The 15,586-nt window shown below is 72.6% G+C and carries 9 protein-coding genes and 2 pseudogenes; 6 read left to right on the top strand and 5 right to left on the bottom strand.

Translation table 11 applies throughout. From position 1 onward, the window contains the following. Positions 1 to 187: 187 nt before the first annotated feature. Complete coding sequence (locus ACK8N7_RS15145; protein WP_500442739.1) at positions 188 to 5,335, top strand: hypothetical protein; 5,148 nt, start codon at positions 188 to 190, stop codon at positions 5,333 to 5,335. 49 nt (positions 5,336 to 5,384) lie between these two features. Here ACK8N7_RS15145 and ACK8N7_RS15140 read toward each other — a convergent pair whose 3' ends face one another. Next, complete coding sequence (locus ACK8N7_RS15140; RefSeq protein ID WP_500442737.1) at positions 5,385 to 6,002, bottom strand: hypothetical protein; 618 nt, start codon at positions 6,000 to 6,002, stop codon at positions 5,385 to 5,387. A 401-nt stretch (positions 6,003 to 6,403) separates the two neighbouring features. Next, positions 6,404 to 6,760, bottom strand: a pseudogene (locus ACK8N7_RS15135) (transcriptional regulator); the annotation flags it as partial. Here ACK8N7_RS15135 and ACK8N7_RS15130 point away from each other — a divergent pair. Further along, positions 6,758 to 7,257: pseudogene (locus ACK8N7_RS15130) on the top strand (methyltransferase domain-containing protein); the annotation flags it as partial. The pseudogenes ACK8N7_RS15135 and ACK8N7_RS15130 overlap by 3 nt on opposite strands. Positions 7,258 to 7,726: 469 nt before the next feature. Here the strand turns inward: ACK8N7_RS15130 and ACK8N7_RS15125 are convergent. Then, entirely contained in the window at positions 7,727 to 9,115 is a 1,389-nt protein-coding gene (locus ACK8N7_RS15125) for a cytochrome P450 (RefSeq protein ID WP_500442735.1), read from the bottom strand. A gap of 257 nt (positions 9,116 to 9,372) precedes the next feature. On the opposite strand from ACK8N7_RS15125, the gene ACK8N7_RS15120 reads away from it, so the two are divergent. Continuing rightward, positions 9,373 to 9,975: an SMI1/KNR4 family protein gene (locus tag ACK8N7_RS15120; protein WP_403217100.1), complete on the top strand. Its 603-nt coding sequence runs from the start codon at positions 9,373 to 9,375 to the stop codon at positions 9,973 to 9,975. 298 nt (positions 9,976 to 10,273) lie between these two features. Continuing rightward, positions 10,274 to 10,963, top strand: coding sequence for a DUF4232 domain-containing protein (locus ACK8N7_RS15115; protein ID WP_500442733.1), 690 nt, complete (start codon positions 10,274 to 10,276; stop codon positions 10,961 to 10,963). A 23-nt stretch (positions 10,964 to 10,986) separates the two neighbouring features. Here ACK8N7_RS15115 and ACK8N7_RS15110 read toward each other — a convergent pair whose 3' ends face one another. Both ACK8N7_RS15110 and ACK8N7_RS15105 read right to left on the bottom strand, forming a co-directional pair. Beyond that, positions 10,987 to 11,532, bottom strand: coding sequence for a VOC family protein (locus tag ACK8N7_RS15110; protein ID WP_403217096.1), 546 nt, complete (start codon positions 11,530 to 11,532; stop codon positions 10,987 to 10,989). A gap of 83 nt (positions 11,533 to 11,615) precedes the next feature. Next, a complete protein-coding gene (locus ACK8N7_RS15105; protein WP_403217094.1) occupies positions 11,616 to 12,716 on the bottom strand; it encodes a citrate synthase 2 in 1,101 nt (366 codons plus the stop codon). 338 nt (positions 12,717 to 13,054) lie between these two features. On the opposite strand from ACK8N7_RS15105, the gene pdxH reads away from it, so the two are divergent. Beyond that, positions 13,055 to 13,681 carry a pyridoxamine 5'-phosphate oxidase gene (gene pdxH / locus ACK8N7_RS15100; protein ID WP_403217270.1) on the top strand — a complete coding sequence of 209 codons (627 nt, stop codon included), beginning with the start codon at positions 13,055 to 13,057 and terminating at the stop codon, positions 13,679 to 13,681. A 384-nt stretch (positions 13,682 to 14,065) separates the two neighbouring features. Then, positions 14,066 to 15,580 carry a PAS domain-containing protein gene (locus tag ACK8N7_RS15095; RefSeq protein WP_500442731.1) on the top strand — a complete coding sequence of 505 codons (1,515 nt, stop codon included), beginning with the start codon at positions 14,066 to 14,068 and terminating at the stop codon, positions 15,578 to 15,580. Positions 15,581 to 15,586: the final 6 nt, after the last annotated feature.

Here is a 15,586-nt window from a genome sequence, read left to right as displayed (position 1 = left end):
CGTCCGCACGGCCACAGGATCGGCCGTAGGCCGCCGTACCGCTGGCTACGTTGACGCCGTGCGCAAGCAGCAGCAGTGGTCGCAGGGGTCAGGTGGCGACGGCGCGAGCGGAAGTTCGAGCGCGAGCGCGAGGATAGATCCGGCCGCGCGGACGAATCCGGCCGCGAGGACGAATCCCACCGCGAGCATGAGGGGCGTGTCCGAGGACACCGGGCGGGCGCCCCGCCTCATGCGCCCGGCCGGGCCAGGGGTCCTCAGCGGCGGCCCCGGCTCCCTCCAGGGCATGCAGCAGACACTGGGCAACGAGGCCACCACGCGTGCGCTGCGGCGCGGGAAGCGGCCCATGGCCCCGCGGCCCCCCGCCATCGACGAGCGCGCCGAACAGGGGCTCGTGCTGCCGCCGTACCTGATGGAACTGGAGGCGGGCGGGCTCTCCACGGCGTACGGGCTGACCGGGCAGGAGTTCGTGAGCACCGCGGTCGCGGCCGTCGTGGGGCACGGCGGCGGAACGGTGGCCGGGATCTCCGCCGAGCTGGCCGGGCGGCCCGAGTCGTTCTTCGGCCGGGGCCGGGCGTTCGCGGTGGAGGGCGCGGAGGGCGGTGACGGGTTCGACGTCACCGTGAGCATCGCGCCCGCCCCCGACGACCTGCCGCCCACGTTCCACCCGGCCGCCGACCTGGCGAGCGCCCCGCCGGACCCGGGCGGGGCGCCGCTCGCGGCCGTGGACGACGCCGAGGGCAAGGAGACCAAGGTCGACGTCCAGCACAACAGCGGGGCCACCGCGAGCAGCACGGTCGGCAACTCCGCCGGCAAGGGCGCGGGCGGTACGGCGTTCGGGCTCGCCCCGGTGCTGCCGGGGCTGTGGCTGGGCGCCGCGGCGACGGGGAACGTGCAGCCCTGGCAGTCCTCGCGGGACTCCCGCTCGCAGCGTGGCGTGGCCGAACCGCGGGTGCTGCGCAGCGACAAGGGCTCGGTGGAGGTACCGCGCCGGGTGTTGTACGTCGTACGGGTCCGGCCGCAGGCGGGCGGGGACGAGCAGGTCTTCCGGGGCTCGGGAGGGCTCACCCAGCGGGTGCCCACCGAGCACCTGATCCCGGCCGGCACCGAGCCTCCGACCCTCGCCGCCTCCGCCACCGGGGCGTCGGGGCGGTCGCAGCAGGTGGACCCGGACCTCGCGCGGCGGGTCGCGCTGGCCGACTCGCTGGCCCCGGTCGGCGTCTCCGACACCGCAGGGCCGCACCAGGGCGGCGGCGGCCTCTTCGACGCGGTCGCCTCCGTACTGCACCCCTCGCTGACCGCGCCCGGAGCCCCCGGCCGCTCCCGGCTGTACGAGGCGACGGCCACCCCGACCGTGCTGGAGGACCTGCCCCGGCTGCTGGGCGGCGACGGCGTCACCGGGGACGACCTGTACTCCAAGGACGGCAGCAGCGCGGGCAGTTACCGTATGCGCGCGGTCGTCACCGGACTGACCCCCGCCTGGGGCACCGGGAAGACCCAGCTGCGTACGCATCAGCAGGCTCAGCACACCGCGACCGAGTCGGCGGGCAAGGGCCGCTCCGTGGCGGGCGGGATCGGCCCGGCGATCGGGGTCGGGGCCGCGGCCAACGCGGCGGTCGTACGGGCCACCGCGATGCCCGTCGCCGCCGCCCGCAAGGCCCGCTTCAGCGTGAACGAGCAGACCGTCTCCAGCAGGCAGGGTGCGGAGGTGCGGGGCGAGAAGGTCCTCTACCTCGGGACCGCCCAGTTCACCGTGGAGGGAACCGGCCCCCGGTCGGTCCGGGCGATCCTGAACCCGGAGGCGCGGGTGGCCACGCACTCGATGCGGGTCTGGATCGGCCTGCGGGCCGACGAGGCACAGGAGTTGGGGCTGCCGCTGCCGCCCGGGGTGACAGCGGGCGAGTTCATCAAGAAGCCGGACCCGCAGCAGCCGGCGGCGGACACGGACTCGGATACGGACACCGACTCCGAGTCCGAGGGCGGAGGGGACGAACGCCGGCTTCCTTTCGGCGCGATGGGATCGAGCGTCACGATCGGCCGGCTCGACACCGCCCCCATGGTGAAGGCCGTACGGGAGCTGTTCGCCACCGATCCCCGGCTGGCCGGATACCTGCCCGCCTTCGGCGCCACGCCACCCCCGGCCGACCTCAGCCGGGAGGAGGACGAGGCGCAACGCACCAACTACCGCGAGCTGATGGCCGCCCTCTCCGAGGCCAACCTGCGTGTGAACAAAGAACAGTTGCTGTCCACCGGCATCCGGGTCCGGCTGCGCCGCAAGACCACGATGTACTCCCATGACGTACAGCTGCGGGTGCACGGGACCATGGGCGCGACGCGCCATCTGGGCGAGATCGACGACTGGTTGGTCCGCGCCCACTCCGGAGTCGCCGCCAGCGCACAGAGCGGCCGCAGCAGTTCGCGGTCCATCGGCGGCATGGTGCTGGCACAGGCGCGGCTGATACCGGGCGTGCTCACCGGCTCCGCCCGCTACGAGCGGCAGAGCTCGGGCACCCGCCGTAACCAGGGCGGCCCCACCACCCGTACCGACGTCCTCACCAACGGTTCGGAGAGAGCGAGCGCGTTCGGGGCGGCGCTGCGGCTGAACGTGGACGTCACCATGACCTCGCGGCAGCGCAAGCTGGCCCGCGCCATGACCCCGGGCGGCCCCGGCCGGGACGTGCCGGAGGCCAAGCTGCTGTCCGGGCTGCACATGGAGGAGCAGGACGTACGCCTGCTGACGCCGTCCGAGTTCACCGTCGGCACGGACGAGAAGGCGCGGCTGGACGCGGGCGCCGACCAGGCCCTCGGCCCGGAGCGGCCCGTGGGCGGGGCGGCGGGCATCGGCGACCTGGCGGGCCTGGCCCCGACGCCGACGGCCGGGCAGGGCGTACGGGACTGGCAGCTGGTGGAGACGCTCGGCGACGGGCAGCCGGTGCGCGACCTCGCCCTGGCCCTGCTGTCCCGGGCCGCTGCGCGCGGCGAGGCGGGCCGCCAGGACACGGCCCTCGCCACGGAGGGGCTGGCGCCCCGGCTGGCGGTCGAGGAACGCTTCAGCCCGCGGGCGATCACGGCCGCGCTGCGGCAGGCCGCGTCCTCGGGGTGGGTGGTGAAGAACCTGCGGTACCCGCGCCGGCTCGCCGCGCTGAACGGCGCGGTGGGCACCCGGCTGGCGCTGGCGGCACCGCAGTTGGTGCACGAGGCCGCAGGTCCCGGGACTGAGACGTTCGTGATGGGCGGCCACCAGGCAGGCGGCCAGCAGGGGGAGGGCACGTCCAGCACGGTGCAGGTCGGGGTCACCGGCGTACAGAACGGCACCGAGTGGCGGGTCGGCGAGGGCCTGTCGGGGTACCGGTCGACGAGCAGGAGCGACGCGGAGACCTCGACCGTGTCGGGGACCGTGGAGCGCAACGCCCACACACCGAAGAAGGCCCCGCTGTATCTGGTCCGGTGCGATCTGCTCGTCACGATGGTGGCGGAGGTCAAGGTGACGGGCGGCGGCCCGTACGTGGCGAGCGCGGCGCGGACGCTGCCGGGCGCGGCGGCGGTGTGGCTGACGGCGGAGCAACTGCGGGCGGCGGGGGTGGACCTGCCGGAGTCGGCGCGGAAGGCGCTGAAGATGGAGGAACGGCGACCGGATGCCGAGCGGACGGCCGAGGGCTCCGGCGGCGGGGAGCGCGCGGAGGCATCGACGGCGGAGGCCTCGACTTCGGCATCGACGTCGACCGGCAGCCCGGCAGCCCGCCCGGCCCGCCCGGGGCCGGCGCTCGCCCGCGATCTGCCGCTGGGCTTCGGAATGATCGAGGACCTGCCGGACTTCGTCCCCCTGCTGGACCGGCTGCGCGGCAATCTCGCCATCACCGGGCAGCAGGACCTGGCGGACGACCTGCTGCCCCGCCAGCAGCTGCGGGACCGCAACGACAACGTGCAGCGCCTGCTGCGGGTCCTGGACCGAGACGGCTCCACCGGCCTGCTGGCGAGCGCGATGGACGGCGGGGTCACGGTGGAGCTGCTCGACGGCCGTAACACGCCGTACTGGGCGGTGTTCAAGATCGTCCGCAGCGGCGACGGGGTCCGGGAGGGCGAGGCGGACGACGGCCGGGACATGGAGTACATCACCTCGGCCGCCGCCCAGCAGGCCACCTCCCACGGCGAGGGCGAGACCACCGGGGTGGAGGGCATCCTCGCGGGATCGGGGAAGCCGGACGCCGGAGCGGGGCAGGTCAAGAGCGCGGGCGCGGCGGCCGGCCTGGGTGTCGCGTCGGGCTCCGGACGCCGCGGGGGCGAAGCGGCACGCGGCCAGCTGGGCATGAAGACGGTGGCGGAGGCGAAGACGGCGAAGTCGGCGAAGATGCGGGTGCCGATCGTGGCCGGCCTCGAACTCCACAAGGGCGACCGCCGGTTGGCGATGGCCGGCTCGGGCCGTACGTCACTGGTCCACCGGATCCTGGAGAGCGACCTCACGGCACTGCGCCGGGTGAGCGCCCCGCGCCGGGCCCCGCGCCCCGCCCCCGGCGCCCCGACGAGCGGAGCTGCCGGCCTCGGCGCCTGGCGGGCCGACGGCATCCCGCTGCCGATGGAGGCGCAGGTGAACGGCTTCCAGGGGGCGGCGCAGGTACGGGAGTTGGTGAACACGGCGGTGCGTGCGGCAGGCGGCGGCGACCGCTTCCGCCAGAAGGGCCAGGCCGCGGCCTACACGCTGGGCGAGGCGGTCTCCACCGAGTGGCTGATCGCGGCCCTGCCCCTGCTCACGAACGCCGGGGCCGAGCTGCCGCCGGTCCACGCGAGCGGGGCGGCGGGCCAGGACCTGCAAGCATCGGTGCACGCGCGGCTGCGGGCGGGCCGGATCCTGGGGGCCGGGGACAAGATGACGTTCGAAACCGCGGCCCAGAGCAGCCTGGGAGCGCCCCGCCCCACCCAGACGGAGGGTCAGAGCCAGGCCGAGCAGAGCAGACAGGCACGCGGTCTGTTCGGCGCCGGAGTGCTGAACGCCGACCAGTTCCGCCTCAACCAGCTGATGGGCAACGTGGACGGAGCGGGCTCGGCGAGTGGCGCGGCGGCGCACGGAGCGGGCTCGATGCCCCTGCACAAGCCGAAGTTCACGTCGGTGCTGGTGCAGTTCACGCTGGACGTACGGGTGGTGGCCCGGGTGACGAACCGGGTACGCACCTCCCGTACGGAGGTGGCGGAACGCGACCTGACGCTCCCGCGCCCGGTCGTGATCCGCATGCCCCTCCCGGTGGCGGGCCGCCTGCTGGCCGCCCACCCGACGGAGATCACGGACCGGCACGACAGGCTGGGCCTGCGGACTGCGGCGGTGCCGCTGCCTACGGGGCCCTAAGGGGCTCGCGGCCTGCTTTCACCGACCGGGCGCGGTCGCAGCGACTTGCTCAGTCGTCGAACCACACGACCAGGCGCACGTTGTCGTCACCGTGCTGTGCAGCGAGAGCCTCCATGGCTCTCCATACGGGTTGCCACTCCCCGGTGTCGGTGACGGCGTCTCTGCGGCGAAGGATGACCGATCTGTAGACCGTGTCCCGGATGAGCCACTCACTTCCTTCGGCCCATTCCCGCTCTTCACCTCTTTCGAGACCGACAGCCTCGGCGAATGCGGCGCTCCAGGCCGCCTTGCCCGTCATCCTGAGCCCGGCGTGAGTCCGGCGGTACTCGTGCAGCCTGCTGTCGGGCTTCTCCGCGGCCTCGTCCCAGTCGACCGCCTTCACCTCGGCCCACGTGATCCACGTGGCGCCGTGAACGCCATCCTCGGAGTACCACTCGGTCAGCTGCGTGAATTGCGCACTCAGCGCAGCTGAGACGTCGGGGGGAAGGCCCCGGCCCGCAGCCAGGGGGCGGAAGTTGGCGTAGTTGCGGACCCCGAAGAGGCACCCGAACGCATCGTAGTTACGGACGTCATTGAGGGAGTCGAGGTCGTGCGCGCCGTACCAGACCGCATCCCTACCGTCCTGCGACGCCCGGTACTCGAGAAAGCCGCTCATGTCCGTCCCCATGCCGGACATTCTGCCAATCCCGTCAACTGGTTTCGCCTTCCACGGAATTGACTCGCATGAGGCGGTCCCCGCTGACACGCTACCCCCATGGATCACGCAGAAGTACTGCTCATCGGGGGACGAGCCGGCGTCGGCAAGACGACGGTGGGATAGGAGATTTCGGTGCTACTGCGCGCCGAGGCCGTCGCTCACGCGATCATCGACGGTGACTTCATGGGGCAGGTTCATCCGGCTCCGGAGGGAGACCCTCACCGAGCGGAGATCGTCGAGAGCAATCTGACCGCCGTGTGGGCGAACTTCGCCCGGCGCGGCTATCGACGTCTTTCCAGGTACCCACATCGCACCGATCAGGACACCGTTGACGGGGCCCAGGTCTGGGCAAACGGCTTGGGTCCCAATGAGAACCACTCCGGCACGTCGTGATCACAGCCGGCAGCGAGTACGTCCTCGCCGTGGCCGATCAGGTGGAGAGCCATACGGGTGTGGCCGGACCGCGTCTCGCACTCGGCCTCGACAGCGTCGATCCAGGCCACCAGTAGCCCAGGTGCGTCTCCCCGGCGGGCGTACGTCCGCGCCGCGACGATCCGCTGGGCTGCCGCCTCGCGGAGCCCCTCCCACCCCGGAACGAAGGCCATGTGCGCCAGCGCCGCCGCGCCGAGAAGGTGGTCCTCAGCTTCGCGCGCCGCCTGGAGGCCCCGCAGCCACGTCTCGTCGGCTTGATCAGGCTCCCGCAGGTCGAAGAACTGGATCCTCCCTGCGCCCCGCTGTCCCGGGAGTTCTGGTCCGGTGCCCTGGTCCAGCTCCACGTCCAGGACGACGGCACGGCGACCGGCCCGTTCTGCGGCGGGGCCACGTACATGCCGATGCGCTCCCACCGCACCCCCGACCTCCACGACGTACGGGGCAAGGGGCGGGCCCGCGCCGCCGGCCTGGACCCCGCCCGGCTCCTCGATCTCGGGTTCGCCCTGTACGCCGGGGCCCGGCTCCCCGGTGTACGCCTCATCCACCAGAACACCGCCGTTGGTGTCCAGGTCTGGGTCACCCGCGAGGATGGTGCCGCCGCGACGGCTGCCACGGGGGATGAGGTGTGGCAGTACGGACCCGGGTCGCTGTGGGAGGAGATCGAACAGGCTTGGTGGAGTACGAGACTGTGGGACGGCCCGACGCCGACCAGTTCGGGCTGACCGTGACCAGCCGGGGCCAGCAGGTGTGGCTGCGCGACCCGTCGGCGGTCATCCGGCCTGTCCGGGCGTAGGCGGTACATGGGTCCTGGCCGTGCGTACGGCCGGGGCCCTGTTCGCGTGCCGGCTCGGCGGGAGAAGGCGCGGCCGCGGTCGCGATGCGTGGTCGGAGCTGGACCACGGACAAGCCGCCGTGCACGCGGCGCATTCCGGGGGGTCGTCCCCGCACGCGCGGGGACACCCGGATGAAGGTCGAGGCCTGGCCCGCGTACGGGTTTCGCGGCGATTTCCTCGTTCGACAGCGGGTCCTCGGTCATCGAGTTCAGGCCCTGCTGACGCCGTTCGCGGTGCCGTGGGCCCGCCGCTCGGTGACGGAGCGGTACATGGCGCCGAGTGCGAAGGCCTGCACCATGGCACCGATCTGTCAACGACCGGAACTCTGCCGTCTGCTGACCCCCGCCACATGAGTTGCCGTACTCACGTTCGTATCCGTGAGCCAACCTGCGGGACCTAAGCCGCCGTCGTCCACGCGGGCCCCTTCGCTCAGGGCCGTCGGACGGGGGCAGCTTGCTCACCGGGTGTCGGCCCAGGAACAGGCGGGTGCGGCTCACGGGGTGCGGCCAGCATGGTCAGCCCCTTGGGCATGGGGGTGAGTTCCAGGCTGACGCGGACGGTTCCGCCGGGCGTCGTCGTACGGAGGGTTCGCGAGCGGACCAGGCTCGCCAGCGCGACGGGCGTCAGGATCTCGGAGGCTGCGGCGCCGGGGCAATACCGGGGGCCGAGCCCGTAGGGGAGCAGGGCGGCGGGGGAGAGCTGGGGGTGGGCCTCGGGCGACCAGCGCAGCGGGTCGAACTCCTCAGGCCGCGCGTACCGGGCAGGGTCGCGACGCAGTGCGCCCAGGGGCAGGGTCACCAGGGCTCCGGCGGGTACCGGCTGCTCGCCCACGTACGTCGCGTGGCGGGGCCGGCGTACCAGGAACGGGATGCCGTGGAGTCGCGTGACCTCCCTGACGAAGCCGGCGGTACGGGGCATCAGGTCGGGTCGGACCGCATCGGCCGGGGCGTCGGCGCCCAGGACGGCGTCGGCCTCGGCCCGGATGGCCGCCTGGTGGTCGGGGTGGCGGCCCAACTCGTAGCAGGCCCAGGCGAGTGTCGAGGCCGTGGCCTCGATGCCGGCGAACAGCAGCGCCCGCAGGTCGTGCAGCGCCGCGTCCGGCCGGTTGTCGGACGAGCGCTTGAGCAGGGAGACGACGTCGTTTCCGTCCGCGTCCGGCTGGTGGCGTTCGTACACCTCCCGGGTGGCCTCGTTCAGCGTCCCCAAGGCACGGCGGAAGGCGCGGCCCCGCGGCGTGGGCACCCAGGGCCACGGCGACAGCGCGTACTTCCAGAACACCCCCGCGGACAGCACGGAACGTGCTCGTGCGAGCTCGGCCAGCGTGTCCGGGGAGATGCCGCTGTTCAGCACGGTCTCGATGACGAGTCCCGCCACGAGGCGGCTCATCTCGACGGGGATGTCGACGGGGCGGTCGGCGGGAAGCCCGGCGAGCAGGTCCTCGGTGCTGTCCCGTACGGACGGTCCCAGAGCCGTCAGACGGGGTGCCGCGAGCGCCGGTTTCATCAGAGCGCGCCGGTCCCGGTGGGCCTGGCCCTCGGACCCGGAGAAGCCGTCTCCGGTGAAGTCCCGAAGGCAGGGGTCCGCGCTCCAGGCCTGGAAGATGTCCTCCCCACAGCCGACTTTACGGATCAGCGACGGGTCGTTGACCTGGAAGGCGACCGCTGGTCCGGCCTTCGTCCTGGCGACGGCACCTGCCTGACCGAGGCACACCGCGATATTCGCCGGATCGAGCCAGAATCGCAGCGTGCGGGAGTGCGCGACGCGCGGCTCCTCCCGCGATGCCGGGCATCCCCCGGCGCCGCCGTCCTCTTCGATCATGTTTCCCAAGCCTCCTGGGCTTTCACGGGCGTCGACCACCCATGTCTCTCGCCTCTCGCGACAACGAGTCGGACGAGGGCGGCGTTACGTGTGCCCGGTGTCCGGGGGCCTGGCCGTGGGGCATGACGAGCGGTCCGCCGACGCCTGGCGGACCGTCCCCGCACGCGCGGGGGCCACCGGCCTGGGGCCGTACCACGTCTCGCCGGCCGGTCCTGAGCCCGGTGGCGATGTCATAGGGGCCTGCGAGCACGAGCCGCATGGAGGAGACAGCCAAGGCTGAAGGCAGTGGAGTTAACGACGTCCCGACCACGCCGGAGGAATGGCGTGGCTTTCTGGAGCGGTGGGACGAGCGGTACATGAAGAACGAGGCTTCCGACCAGGAGTTGGCCGACCTGCTGGACGACGACCAGTGGGACCTGCTGGAGGAGGGACGGCTTGAGCAATGGTTGGGTGAAGCGCCCTCTTCGGAGGAGGAGCTGGCGGCGGTCGAGGAGCGGCTCGGGGTGAGGCTCCCTCCGAGCCTCAGGGGGTTCTTCCTGGCCAGCAATGGGTGGAAGCGGGTGAAGGGGTGGGCGGACCTTGTTCATCCGTGCGGCGAGGTCGCCTGGATGCGGGACAGCGATGCCGGTTCCGACTTGATACGGATCTACGGGGAGAATCCCGCCAACGACGACTACGTGCAGCTGTTCCGCCAGTGCATCGAAGTTGCCGCGGGGGAGGATCTCTGGCTGCTCGATCCGACCGCCGTCGGGCCCGATGGTGAGTGGACCGCCTATCTGTTCGCACCGAAGTACGGCGATCTGCAGGAGTTTTCCAGCTTCTCCGCGCTGTTCCACGACGGGTACGCGGACATGGCCTGAGGAGGCGGAGGGTGAGGGGGAGCGGTGGAGCGAAGGTGAGCGTTCGCCGTGGTGTCGTCGGGGGGCGGTCGGCGAACGTCACCGTGTACGTGAGGAGTTACGTGCCCAGCAACCCCGGCACGCCGGGGTCGGGCGCCTTGTGGTCAGGTCACCGGCCGGTGACAGCGTTGTCCGGGAACGAAGACGCCGGGATCCCCTCGGCTCCCGCGCAGCTCCTAGTCGGTGATCGAGGCAGCACCGGGAACGGGAAGCCGGAACCACTTCGGCCCCGACGCCTCGGACCACACAAGGGGATCTCATGTCCGGCAACCGCAACCGTCGCAAGGCCCTCCTCGTCTCCGCAGCCCTCGTCGGCGGCGCCCTGCTGATGACGGCGTGCCAGGACACCGACGGGAGCGGTGGAGGGGACGCCGGGGCCGCGCAGAGCAGTTCGCCCTCCGCCGGTTCGGAGCCGTCCGCCGGTGCCGATGGCCCCGCGGTCACCCCGTCCGCCAGTGCGGGCGCCCCGGACGCCGATCCGTCCGCCTCGGCCTCCGGCGGCAGGGAAGGCTCCGGCGCCGACACCGGGTCCGGGGAGCGGGAGCAGGTCGGGCAGGTCTGTGGCGCCAACGACCTCTCCTGGAGCACCCGGTCCGAGAGCCAGGCCGGTGGCTACATCCTCGTCATGGCGAAGGCCAAGTCCGGGATCACCTGCGTCCTGCCGGCCGCGCTGCCCACCGTCGCCTTCGGGTCCGACGGCACCGAGGCCGGGCCCGCCGAGCAGTCCGTCGGCAAGGCGATCACGCTGAGCGGGGGCACCACCGCCTACGCGGGGGTCAACCCCAAGACCACCAACACCGACTGGGGCAAGGAGCTCGACAGCATCATCGTCGCCATCGGCAACGACGACGCCAACCCGGTCTCCCTGAAGGTCGGCACCATCACCGTCGACAAGCCGGTCGTCACCAACTGGCACACCGCGCCGAAGGACGCCGTTCCCTTCAACTAGGTCAACTAGGTCAACTAGGTCAACTAGGCCGGAACCCCGTCCCCGGCCTCCGGCTCCGCCGTACCCGCCGCCTCCCGCCGGCCCGGCTCCACCGCGTCCGCCGCCGTCACCCGGTCCTGCGCCTCGATGTCCCGGGTCTGCTCCGCCACCCACTCGGGGCTGATCGCCGGAGTCGCGCCCGGCACCCGGTCGCTCACGAACAGGCAGAACGGGTGGCCCACCGGGTCGAAGAGCACCCGTACGTCGTGCTGCGGCTGGAACTCCGCCGGTGTCGCGCCCTCCACAACCGCGTGGGCCACGCCCGCCTCCAGGTCCGTCACCTCGAAGTCCAGGTGCAGCATCATCAGCTGGTCCCCGGAGGAGGCGGGCCAGACCGGGGGGACGTACGGCTTCGACGTCTGGAAACTCAGGCCCGAGCCACCGCCCGGTGGGAGGAGCTTCACCCAGTCCGGCTCCTCCTGCACCGGCTCCCACCCCAGCAGGCGGCGGTAGAAGTCCGCCAGCTCCGCCGCGTCCGGGGCTTCGAGCACCGTGCTGGACAGGGTCAGGGACGGTCGGGGAGCGGTCACCGTGGGCCTCCTCGGGTCGCAGATGTGCCGGTACGAGTACCCCGTACCGGCACATCCAACATCCCGTACACCTACGGGGCCCCTCACCCCGCGATGTCCGCGAACCCCTCGATCTCGCGCGGGTTCCGCGTGCCGGGACCGACGTACGTCGCCGACGGGCGCACCAGGCGGCCCGTGCGCTTCTGCTCCAGGATGTGCGCCGACCAGCCCGCCGTCCGGGCACACGTGAACATCGACGTGAACATGTGCGCCGGGACCTCCGCGAAGTCCAGCACGATCGCCGCCCAGAACTCGACGTTCGTCGCCAGTACGCGGTCGGGGCGCCGCGCGTGCAGCTCCTCCAGCGCGGCCTTCTCCAGCGCCTCCGCCACCTCGAAGCGCGGCGCCGCCAGCTCACGGGCCGTGCGGCGCAGGACGCGGGCGCGCGGGTCCTCCGCGCGGTAGACGCGGTGGCCGAAGCCCATCAGGCGCTCGCCCCGGTCCAGGGCACCCTTCACATACGCCGTCGCGTCCCCCGTACGCTCGATCTCCTCGATCATGCCGAGGACCCGGGACGGGGCGCCGCCGTGCAGTGGGCCCGACATCGCGCCCACCGCGCCGGAGAGCGCGGCCGCGACGTCCGCGCCCGTCGAGGCGATGACCCGGGCCGTGAACGTCGAGGCGTTCATGCCGTGCTCGGCCGCCGACGTCCAGTACGCGTCGACCGCCTGCACGTGCTTGGGGTCCGGCTCGCCGCGCCAGCGGATCATGAACCGTTCCACCACGGACTGCGCCTTGTCGATCTCGCTCTGGGGCACCATCGGCCGTCCCTGGCCACGTGCCGACTGGGCGACGTACGACAGTGCCATCACCGCGGCCCGCGCCAGGTCGTCCCGTGCCGTCGCCTCGTCGATGTCCAGCAGCGGCTTCAGGCCCCAGACGGGAGCCAGCATCGCGAGCGCGGACTGTACGTCGACCCGGATGTCACCCGAGTGCACCGGGATCGGGAACGGCTCGGCCGGCGGCAGCCCGGGGTTGAACGCCCCGTCCACCAGCAGGCCCCAGACATTGCCGAAGGAGACGTGACCGACCAGATCCTCGATGTCGACCCCGCGGTAGCGGAGCGAACCACCTTCCTTGTCCGGTTCGGCGATCTCCGTTTCGAACGCGACGACTCCCTCAAGACCGGGTACGAAGTCGGACATCAGGCGGCTCCCTCAGTTCGGCGGCGGATGGGCGACGGCTCCTGCGGGCCGGCTCCTACGGGCCTCTGCGGCCACTTCCGTACGGACACCGGACCGATGCCCGTGTGTGTACGAAGGCCGCGGCTGTGCGAAAGCCACAGGGGCCCGCCCCAAGATATTGGCGGGTTCCCACGGAGCGGGGAAGCGTGACATCCGGCACAGGGCCCCATTTCGGCGGTGCGTGGTTACGGGACCTCCTCGCCGGGCACACTCGGTCGCTGCGGCAGGATGGCCCCGTGCCCACACCAGAAGGTTCTTCGGGACCCCTCCCCGACGATTTCACCATCGATCCCGCTGCCATGCGCGAGCAGTACCGCTCCGAGGACTTCACCGAGTCCGACCTCAGCCCCGACCCGATGGACCAGTTCGCCCGCTGGTTCCGCCAGGTCGCCGCGGGCGGCGTCCTCCACGAGCCCAACGCGATGGTCGTCTCCACCGCCACCCCGGACGGCCGCCCCTCCTCGCGTACGGTCCTGCTGAAGCAGTACGACCACCGGGGCTTCGTCTTCTTCACGAACTACGGCTCCCGCAAGGGCCGCGAGCTGGCCGCCAACCACCACGTCTCCCTGCTCTTCCCCTGGCACCCGATGGCCCGCCAGGTGATCGTCACCGGCACCGCCTCCCGCGTCTCCCGCGAGGAGACCGTCGGCTACTTCCGAACCCGCCCGCACGGCTCCCAGCTCGGCGCCTGGGCCAGTGACCAGTCCACCGCGATCGGCTCCCGCGAGGAGCTCATCAGCCGGTACGAGGAGCTGGCCGCGCGCTACCCGGAGGGCGAGAAGGTGCCCGCCCCGCCGAACTGGGGCGGCTTCCGGGTGGTCCCGGAGACCATCGAGTTCTGGCAGGGGCACGGGAACCGGCTGCACGACCGGCTGCGGTACGTGAGGGAGGACGGTTCCTGGAAGGTGGAGCGGCTCTGTCCGTAGGGCTGCCAGATCGGTCCTCACCTGGGAAACGCAGAAACCCGCAGGCTCTGGTTCCTCCGTGCACAGAGGAGCCGGCCGGACTTACCGGCGAGCCTGCGGGTCGGTGACTGCTTGGGATTGGCCGACGTACGGCCATGCACTGCAAAGAGCGCGACGACGGGCGTCAGCCCGCAGTCACCTCACGAGTCCGAGAAGAAATCACTTCCGGAACACCTCCTTTCTTCGCTGGCATCAGCCTAGGAGCGACCCCCGAGCCGGTTCAACCCATTTATTTGGCGAAGTGGGATGTGCGCTGGGTCACGTTCGAGTTGAATGGTCTGACGTGCAGCAATACGCGCGGTGACGCGCGGGGAAACGGCCGACACGTTCTGCGGGGGGTACGGAGTGGGTGCTTCCAGGAGCAGCGGGACCACCGACGCGCTCGGACCGGACGAGGGCCCCGGCAGCGGGCCCCCGGGAGGCTCCGGTGGCGGCTCCGGTGGCGGTTCGGGCGGGCCCGTGGATGCCGGTGACACGGGGGAGCCCATGTGCCCCGAACCGCCCGCCTCCGGTGCCGGTGCTCCCGCCGCCGACTCCGGGGCCGAGCTGCTCGCCGCCCTGCTCGACGGCATGGACGCGGCCCTCTGCGCCTTCGACGCGGGCGGCGCCGTCACCCACTGGAACCGCGAGGCCGAGCGCATCCTCGGCTGGTCCGCGCAGGAGGCCGTGGGGCGTACGGGGTTCGCGGGGTGGGCGGTGCGCCGGGCCGACGCGCACGAGGTGCAGGGGCGGCTCATGTCCGCCATGGACTCGCCGGGTCGCCAGGTCCACGAGTTCGCGCTGCTGCGCAAGGACGGCAGCCGGGTGCTGGTGCGGACCCAGTCCGCCCGGGTGCTGGGCGCCGACGGCAAGCCGGCCGGGGTGTACTGCGCGTTCAGCGAGGTGCACGCCCAGATCGACCTGGAGCGGGCCATCGCGCTGAGCGAGGCACTCCTTGAGGACGCGTCCTGGGGCGTGGTGCTCGTCGACGTCGACCTCCGCCCGACGGTGGTCAACGCGTACGCCTCCCGGGCGCTCGGCGGCGGCCGCACCACCCTCCTCGGCCGGCCGCTCGGCGAGCTGGTGGTCCAGGGGGTCGAGGAGCTGGAGGCGGCCCTGCAGCATGTGCTCGCCGAAGGCGCGCCGGGCGCCCCGGCCGAGTTCTGGGTGACGCTGCGTACGGCGGAGGGCGAGCGGCGGCGGTGCTGGCGCAGCGGGTTCCTGCGACTGGCCTCCCCGCTGGCGGAGGAGCCGGTTCCGCTCGGGGTGGGGTGGCTCTTCCGCGATGTCACCGCCGCCAAGCTCGCGCAGCAGGAGGCGGACCGGCTGCGGTTCCGGACGAGCCAGCTGCACCGGGCGGCCCGGGCGGCCGCCGAGTGCGAGGACCCGATGGAGGCGGCGACCTCCCTGCTCGACTTCGCGCTGGCCGGGTTCGCCGACCACGTCCTGCTCGACCTGACTCCGGGCGGCCTGACGGCGGGGGAGCTGACCGCGGGCGAGCGCCTGGTGCGTACCGCCGCCACGCCCTCGGACGCACCCGGTCCGTGCCTGCTGGTCGCGGGCGGCTCCATCCCGGTCCGTTACGGCCCCGGGCACCCGGCCCTCCAGGCGGTCGAGCGCATCGGCTCGGTCCGTACGAGCGCGGGCACCGGCGAGACCGGAGGGGCGGCCTGGGCGGCGGAGCGCCGCTGGCCCCGGGACGCGGCCCACGCCCTGTGCACGGTGCTCCGGAGCCGGGGGCGGACGCTGGGCGTGCTGACGTTCCTGCGCGCGGCGAACCGGTCCGCCTTCGAACGCCCGGACACGGCGTACGCGGAGACGGTGGCGGCCCGGGTCGCGGCGGCCGCCGACCTGGCGCGGGCGGTGGGGGCGGGGGAGTAGCCCCCC

It is taken from the genome of Streptomyces griseobrunneus (genome assembly GCF_046713465.1).
Lineage (GTDB): Bacteria > Actinomycetota > Actinomycetes > Streptomycetales > Streptomycetaceae > Streptomyces > Streptomyces microflavus.
This window is presented reverse-complemented; position numbering and strand designations above follow the sequence as displayed.

Bases quoted from the DNA above. Each gene is read 5' to 3' on its own strand.
- ACK8N7_RS15125 (WP_500442735.1), bottom strand. From the start codon at position 9,115: ATGATCGAAGAGGACGGCGGCGCCGGGGGATGCCCGGCATCGCGGGAG.
- ACK8N7_RS15145 (WP_500442739.1), top strand. From the start codon at position 188: ATGAGGGGCGTGTCCGAGGACACCGGGCGGGCGCCCCGCCTCATGCGC.
- ACK8N7_RS15140 (WP_500442737.1), bottom strand. From the start codon at position 6,002: ATGGGGACGGACATGAGCGGCTTTCTCGAGTACCGGGCGTCGCAGGAC.
- pdxH (WP_403217270.1), top strand. From the start codon at position 13,055: ATGCGCGAGCAGTACCGCTCCGAGGACTTCACCGAGTCCGACCTCAGC.
- ACK8N7_RS15105 (WP_403217094.1), bottom strand. From the start codon at position 12,716: ATGTCCGACTTCGTACCCGGTCTTGAGGGAGTCGTCGCGTTCGAAACG.
- ACK8N7_RS15120 (WP_403217100.1), top strand. From the start codon at position 9,373: ATGGAGGAGACAGCCAAGGCTGAAGGCAGTGGAGTTAACGACGTCCCG.
- ACK8N7_RS15115 (WP_500442733.1), top strand. From the start codon at position 10,274: ATGTCCGGCAACCGCAACCGTCGCAAGGCCCTCCTCGTCTCCGCAGCC.